The organism is Acinetobacter sp. B51(2017) (genome assembly GCF_003711395.1).
GTDB lineage: Bacteria > Pseudomonadota > Gammaproteobacteria > Pseudomonadales > Moraxellaceae > Acinetobacter.
Window position 1 is genome coordinate 1 of record NZ_PJRJ01000056.1, and the last position, 6,472, is coordinate 6,472.

6 protein-coding genes and 1 pseudogene are annotated in these 6,472 nt (G+C 39.2%); 2 read left to right on the forward strand and 5 right to left on the reverse strand.

Annotation, left to right across the window (positions count from 1 at the left end):
• Positions 1 to 378: 378 nt before the first annotated feature.
• From CYK47_RS14660 to arsC, 5 genes are all read right to left on the reverse strand, one after another.
• Positions 379 to 1,743: a trimethylamine monooxygenase gene (locus CYK47_RS14660; RefSeq protein WP_122902525.1), complete on the reverse strand. Its 1,365-nt coding sequence runs from the start codon at positions 1,741 to 1,743 to the stop codon at positions 379 to 381.
• A 433-nt stretch (positions 1,744 to 2,176) separates the two neighbouring features.
• A complete protein-coding gene (gene arsH, locus CYK47_RS14665; protein WP_122902529.1) occupies positions 2,177 to 2,881 on the reverse strand; it encodes an arsenical resistance protein ArsH in 705 nt (234 codons plus the stop codon).
• Positions 2,882 to 2,903: 22 nt separating this feature from the next.
• Entirely contained in the window at positions 2,904 to 3,944 is a 1,041-nt protein-coding gene (gene arsB, locus CYK47_RS14670) for an ACR3 family arsenite efflux transporter (protein WP_122902526.1), read from the reverse strand.
• Positions 3,945 to 4,265, reverse strand: a complete 321-nt coding sequence (locus CYK47_RS14675) for a metalloregulator ArsR/SmtB family transcription factor (RefSeq protein ID WP_122902527.1) — start codon at positions 4,263 to 4,265, stop codon at positions 3,945 to 3,947. It lies immediately after the preceding gene.
• An 18-nt stretch (positions 4,266 to 4,283) separates the two neighbouring features.
• Positions 4,284 to 4,709 (reverse strand): arsenate reductase (glutaredoxin), encoded by a 426-nt coding sequence (arsC, locus tag CYK47_RS14680; RefSeq protein WP_122902528.1) that lies wholly within the window; start codon positions 4,707 to 4,709, stop codon positions 4,284 to 4,286.
• 393 nt (positions 4,710 to 5,102) lie between these two features.
• On the opposite strand from arsC, the gene nudC reads away from it, so the two are divergent.
• Together nudC and CYK47_RS14690 are read left to right on the forward strand one after the other, a co-directional pair.
• The gene (nudC, locus tag CYK47_RS14685; protein ID WP_122902530.1) at positions 5,103 to 5,843 is read left to right on the forward strand and encodes an NAD(+) diphosphatase; all 741 of its coding nucleotides are present in this window, start codon (positions 5,103 to 5,105) and stop codon (positions 5,841 to 5,843) included.
• Between the two features lie 190 nt (positions 5,844 to 6,033).
• Positions 6,034 to 6,472: pseudogene (locus CYK47_RS14690) on the forward strand (transposase family protein); the annotation flags it as partial.

A 6,472-nucleotide genomic window follows, 5' to 3' on the forward strand; every position in this document is an offset into this window, starting at 1 on the left:
TTACTCGAAAGACATTAAGCTTTTCTAAGAAGAAAGAAAATCACGAAGCTGTCTTGCATCTATTTTTATTGAAATATAATCAGGATATGAAAGATAGATGGATAACACGTTAGATTTGGACACTACCAAGATTTTTAGATATGACGATGGCACTGTAGGTGCACAAGTGATTTCATTCAGAAAAGTATTCTTGCATTGAAATGCGATTGAGGAATCTCAATATTATTGTACCTGCTGATTGAGTCAGCATGATCATACATTTTTTCTAGAGCGAGTTATTTTAGGTCAGTGACACTAAAGACTATCATGTTATGAAAACATGAGCCAAAATGGGAGCAGAACCCCCATTTTAAGCTTTATTTACATTCTACATTTTAGCTAAATAAAATTTTTCTCTTGAACTGCTTTTGAAGTTAAATAACTCTCTAGGGAATCATCAAGCGCTTCTAGCCAAGGGGTATGATGCACTTTGGCCATTTTACCGGTCATGACTGAGCGATAGGTTTTATCTCGAAATCGCATAATATTTTCTTTTTTATGCTGTTTCCATTGCATAAAAATATCGTGCACGCCATCCACATCAAAAGACGGATAGTCCGTTTGCTGAATCAGACATTTGATGTATTCACCTTGGAAACGTGCTTGTTGCTCATCTGTCGTTAAAGCCCTTTCCTCTAAATGTTTATTCTCGGTATGACGTTGCATTTGAGGCAAACTTGGTAACGTAATTTTCCCTAAAATGATATCTCTGACATACCATGCCTGAGCGTCGAACATATTAAATGTATACCATTGGTCTTGCATACCCAGATAAAATAAACGTGGATTTTTTTCCCAAACAACGCCTTGATAAAGATCCAATGGATATAAACAGTTATGCGTCCTTAAACGTAATGTGTCTTCGATAAATGGGAAGTGGTGCAAATAGCCGGTACACAAAATAATTGCATCGATTTGTGCTGAGCTGCCATCGCCAAAATATGCTTTACGCTCATCAACCCGCAGTAATTGCTTTTTCTCAGACCAATTTTTAGGCCATTTAAAACCCATCGGTTGGTTACGATAGCAGCTATAGATTTGCTTTGCGCCATATTTGTAGCATTGTGAACCAATATCTTCAGCAGAATAGCTACTGCCGACAAGCAGTACAGTTTTACCTGCAAATTCACGTGCATCACGAAAATCATGGGCATGTAAAATACGGCCATGAAACTGATCAAAGCCTTTATATACTGGTACCTTCGGGGTGGAAAAGTGCCCTGTGGCCACGATCACATAATCGAATTCTTCTACATAGTGTCTTTGGTTCTTATAATCTTCTGCTGCAACAGTAAATTTCTGGTTATGTTCATCGTAGCGGACATGCTGTACCACTGTGTTGAATCTGACTAAATGTTTGATCTTGGCTTTTTCAGCGCGACCCTTAATATAATCCCACAATACTTCTCTTGGTGGGTAAGAGGCGATTGGCTTTTTAAAATGTTCGTCGAAGGTATAATCCGCAAACTCTAAGGCTTCCTTAGGGCCATTTGACCACAGATAACGGTACATACTACTATGAACAGGTTCTCCATTTTCATCCACACCTGTACGCCAAGTGTAATTCCATTGTCCGCCCCAATCACTTTGTTTTTCAAAACAGATAATTTCGGGAATTTCTAGACCTTTGGCCTTTGCTGATTGGAATGCTCTTAATTGTGCCATGCCACTGGGACCTGAACCAATAATTGCTATTCTAGTCATCGCTATCTCCATTAGTTTTAATAACTTCGTCTACCTCCAGTTTTGAGTTTATTCAGGCTCGTAAAAAAATAATTGATGTACAAACCTAAATTTAAAGATTAAAAAATAATCCACTCAAAATAGGATGCAAAGTAAAAAAGAGACTGAAGGCGAATGTTGCCTTCAGAAAAGAAACCAGACCATATCACAAAATTTGATATAAAAACAACTAATCTATCACCATATTAAATATTAATTTTTTTTACTTAGAATTTTTTCTATTTATTTTTACAGCACTTGATAATGGCAATCAAGATTCATCTTCGCAAATACCTTAAACTCAAGGCTATCAAGCCATGCATGATCACTTTAAATTTGAATAATCTATCTCACTCACATGCCACTTATGCGAGCTAAAATAAAAGCCCTAAACTTCTGTTCAGGGCTTTTGCTTTTAAAGTGATGTCTGATTGACTCGCTGTGACAATTCTGCAGCAGATTCTTTGCGCTCCGAATAGCGATTAGTCAAATATGCCGCCTGACCACGAGTCAGCAAGGTAAACTTATACAGCTCTTCCATCACATCAACAATACGGTCATACAGTGATGATGGCTTCATGCGTCCATCTTCTTCAAACTGCAAAAAGGCTTTTGGAATGGATGATTGGTTAGGAATAGTGATCATGCGCATCCACCGCCCTAAGATACGCATTTGATTGACACTATTAAACGACTGTGAGCCACCGCTGACTTGCATCAAGGCTAAAGTTTTACCTTGTGTGGCACGAATTGCCCCTGCTGCCAGCGGAATCCAGTCAATCTGTGCTTTAAAGATTGAGCTCATTGCGCCATGGCGCTCAGGTGAACACCAAACCATGCCTTCTGACCACGCCAATAATTCATATAATTCTTTGACTTTGGGATGCTCTATATCCCCATCTTCAGGCAACGGTAAACCTTTAGGATGGAAGATTTTGACCTCACAACCAAAACGCTGCAAAATACGCCCCGCTTCGAGCACCGCTAAACGACTATAAGAACGCTCACGATTTGAACCATACAACAATAAAATACGTGGAGGATGGCTTAATTCGGTAGCCTGCACGTCAGCAAAAGTTGGCGTTGGCAGTAAGTCATCCACAAGATTGGCTAAATTCATCATCTGTTGCATCTATTTACACTCAAGTATTTGGATAATATTTTTTCTTCAGCCAAAGTGAGACACTGACCAAAGCAATCAACACTGGTACTTCAACCAAAGGGCCAATCACCGTGGTAAATGCCACAGGGGATGCCAAACCAAAGGTTGCAATGGCTACAGCCAAAGCCAGTTCAAAATTATTACCAGCTGCGGTAAAGGAAATTGCGGTGGTTTTTGGGTAGTCATTGCCCATGTATTTGCTCATAAAAAAGCTAACAAAAAACATCAGCACAAAATAAAGCGTTAATGGAATCGCGATGCGTAGTACATCCAACGGCAAACTCAAGACTTCGCCCCCTTTGAGGCTAAACATCGCCAAAATGGTGAACAATAAAGCCAGCAGACTGAAAGGACTAATTTTTGGCAGGAAGGTACTTTGATACCAGTCCAACCCCTTGATCTTGACCAAAATCAAACGCGTCAAAAAGCCCAATAAGAATGGAATGCCCAAATACACCAACACTGCATGGGTAATGGTCCAAAAATCGACGTTAATGACTTGTGATGCCACACCAAAATATGGCGGCAAGAAAGTCAAGAATAACCAAGCATAGCTACTAAAGAACAGGATTTGGAAAATGCTGTTAAACGCCACCAAAGCCGCAACATACTGATGATCGCCACAAGCTAAATTGTTCCACACCAAGACCATCGCAATACATCGTGCTAAACCAATCAAGATCAGACCTGTCATATATTCAGGGTAGCTATGCAGAAAAATAATCGCTAAGGCAAACATCAACACAGGTGCAATCAACCAGTTTTGAATCAAAGACAAAGTCAGAGTTTTCTTATCCTGAAAGATTTTCGGTAATGTCGCATAATCCACTTTCGCCAGTGGCGGATACATCATCAAAATGAGGCCAATTGCGATAGGTAAATTGACCGAGTTGATGCTCATTGCCTCTAGACTTTTTGAAGCTTGGGGGAAGAAATATCCAATTAATACCCCACCTGCCATGGCGAGAAAAATCCACAGCGTGAGATTACGATCTAAAAAGGAGAGTTTTTTTTGCATCATTTACTCGCAGCAGCTTGGTATGCTTTGACCAATTTGGATCAAGGCTTGATTCTGTTCTGCTGCTAACAAGGTGTCTAAAATGCTGTGACACCATGCCTCTAATTCAGGATGTAAGCGGTAATATACCCACTGCCCTTGACGTCGATCTACCAATAGACCTGATGATCGTAACAAAGCCAAATGCCGTGAAATTTTCGGTTGACTTAAAGCTAATTTTTTAGTGAGATCACAGACGCAAAGTTCTTGATGTGCGCTGACCAGCAATACAATATTTAAGCGGGTTTCATCCGCCAAGCATTTAAAAAATGTCAGTTGTTGCATGACGATTCTATGCCTCTTTCATTTCACAGGTTGACCATTGGCATCGACAATCTGTTCATCATCTTCTTTAACAAAAGCACTTTGTTGTGGTTGAGGTAAAATGTCTAACACCACTTCAGAAGGACGCGACAAGCGTGTGCCTAATTCGGTGACCACAAAAGGACGATTGATTAAAAGTGGATGTTGAACCATCAATGCAATCAGTTGTGTATCATTAAAACGATCTTCTGCTAAACCAAGTTGTTCATAAGGAGCAACATTGACACGAATCGCTTGGCGCACGGTTAAACCTGCCGCCTGAATCATCTGTGTTAATTCAGCTTCAGTGGGTGGGTTTTCTAAATATAAAATCACCTCGGGTTGTATACCAGCATTTTGAATCAATGCCAAAGTATTGCGTGAGGTGCCACAGGCAGGGTTATGGTAGATTTTTACAGTCGACATTTTAAATCATCAGCATCATATATATTTCGCTATTTATATATGAATATCCATATATACGCAAATTCATATATAAAACTAACTCATGGCTGTTAGAGCAAAATAAGCGCGTTATTGGATTGCATAGAGCGATGCTATTGATATTTAGTTGAGTGATTTACATAACAGCCATGACAATGCGCTATAAATAGTGCATCGTTGTTAGTCAAGATTTAAATCAAAATATATTTCAGAAAAGCTGTGAAATATATGTGAATATAATCAAAAACTTACAAAATATTTTAATTGTAATTATACTATTTTTTATCTACTATCAAATCTGAAAAAATTGCCTACAGTTTTCTCTCTTGTCCCATATTCGCCCCCTCGATGTATGGGACTTTTTTTATCAGGATCATCGCTATGTATGCCAAGGCATATCTTTTAAGACAACAACAATTAGTCGTTAATCAGCACTTTGAGCTGCCTGAAATCCGTGCTTTAGCTGACGACCTCATCATTGATGAGCATTGCATTGCACGAGATTTAAAAGCGCATGAAGACATTCCCCTAGGTTATCAATGTGTATCCATTCGACAGCTAATACAAGTTTGGACACCTCAACAGTTTCAACAAGCCAGTCGTGCCGTGCAATTGTTAGAATGGCGTCGTAACCATCAATTCTGTAGCCATTGCGGTTCAAAAGCTCATCAACGTATACAGCAATTTGTCATGACCTGTCATAAGTGTGGCTATCATCAATATCCTCGCGTTAATCCTTGTGTAATTACGCTGATCACCCGCGCTAAAGATGAAATATTACTAGTACGCAACTTACGTCATGCCACCATGTACAGCTTGATTGCAGGTTTTGTTGAAGTGGGTGAAACGCTAGAAGAAGCAGTACGTCGCGAAACCTTAGAAGAGGTTGGATTAGAGATTAAAAATATACAGTATTTAGCCAGCCAGCCGTGGCCTTTTCCGAGTCACCTGATGTTGGCATTTAAAGCTGAATATGCTGCAGGTGAGATAAGTATACAAACCGATGAATTAGCCGATGCTCAATTCTTTAAGTTTGACGCTCTGCCTGAACTTCCATTTCAAGGCAGTATCGCATATGCCATGATTCAACATATTCTTCAAGGCACTAATATTTGATAAAAAACATCTAGCTGGCTTTAAGTTTTTACAGTAAATGGCTTGCGTCAGCCATTGATATTCTCAGAGAAGATCCCGAAGTTGTCCGCGAATAAATAAAATGAAGCACAAAACTCAGGAAATTCTCTCTTTGGTAGAATATATACAGTAGACCTCTTGCGAAAGTAAAAATCACCTCCATATAAATTTTATGAGATATCAGAAATTAAACCGTTTTTCAGATTCTGAATTCAAACGCTTAGTTGGCGTACCTCGACAAGTTTTTACTGAGATGGTAGAGGTTCTAGAAAAAGCAGAATCACTCAAAAAGAAATCAGGTCGACCTCATACTTTAGATATAGAGGATCAGTTGTTATTAACTCTCAATTACTTACGCAACTACAGCACTCAACTGGAATTAGCGGCAAATTACCATATCGCTGAAAGTAATGTGAATCGAACCATTAAAAAGGTTGAAGATGCATTGATGAAATCAAGACGTTTTACCCTGCCAAAACGAAGTATAACCACAGCAGAAGAACACTTTAACTGGGTCATTATTGATGCGACAGAATGTTCAATCGAACGCCCGAAAAAAAAATCAGAGTAAGTTCTACAGTGGTAAAAAGAAGAAACATACGCTAAAGGCC

What these genes read in the sequence shown, in the direction of transcription:
- CYK47_RS14660 (WP_122902525.1), bottom strand. Translation starts at nt 1,743, where the DNA reads ATGACTAGAATAGCAATTATTGGTTCAGGTCCCAGTGGCATGGCACAA.
- arsH (WP_122902529.1), bottom strand. Translation starts at nt 2,881, where the DNA reads ATGAATTTAGCCAATCTTGTGGATGACTTACTGCCAACGCCAACTTTT.
- arsB (WP_122902526.1), bottom strand. Translation starts at nt 3,944, where the DNA reads ATGATGCAAAAAAAACTCTCCTTTTTAGATCGTAATCTCACGCTGTGG.
- CYK47_RS14675 (WP_122902527.1), bottom strand. Translation starts at nt 4,265, where the DNA reads ATGCAACAACTGACATTTTTTAAATGCTTGGCGGATGAAACCCGCTTA.
- arsC (WP_122902528.1), bottom strand. Translation starts at nt 4,709, where the DNA reads ATGTCGACTGTAAAAATCTACCATAACCCTGCCTGTGGCACCTCACGC.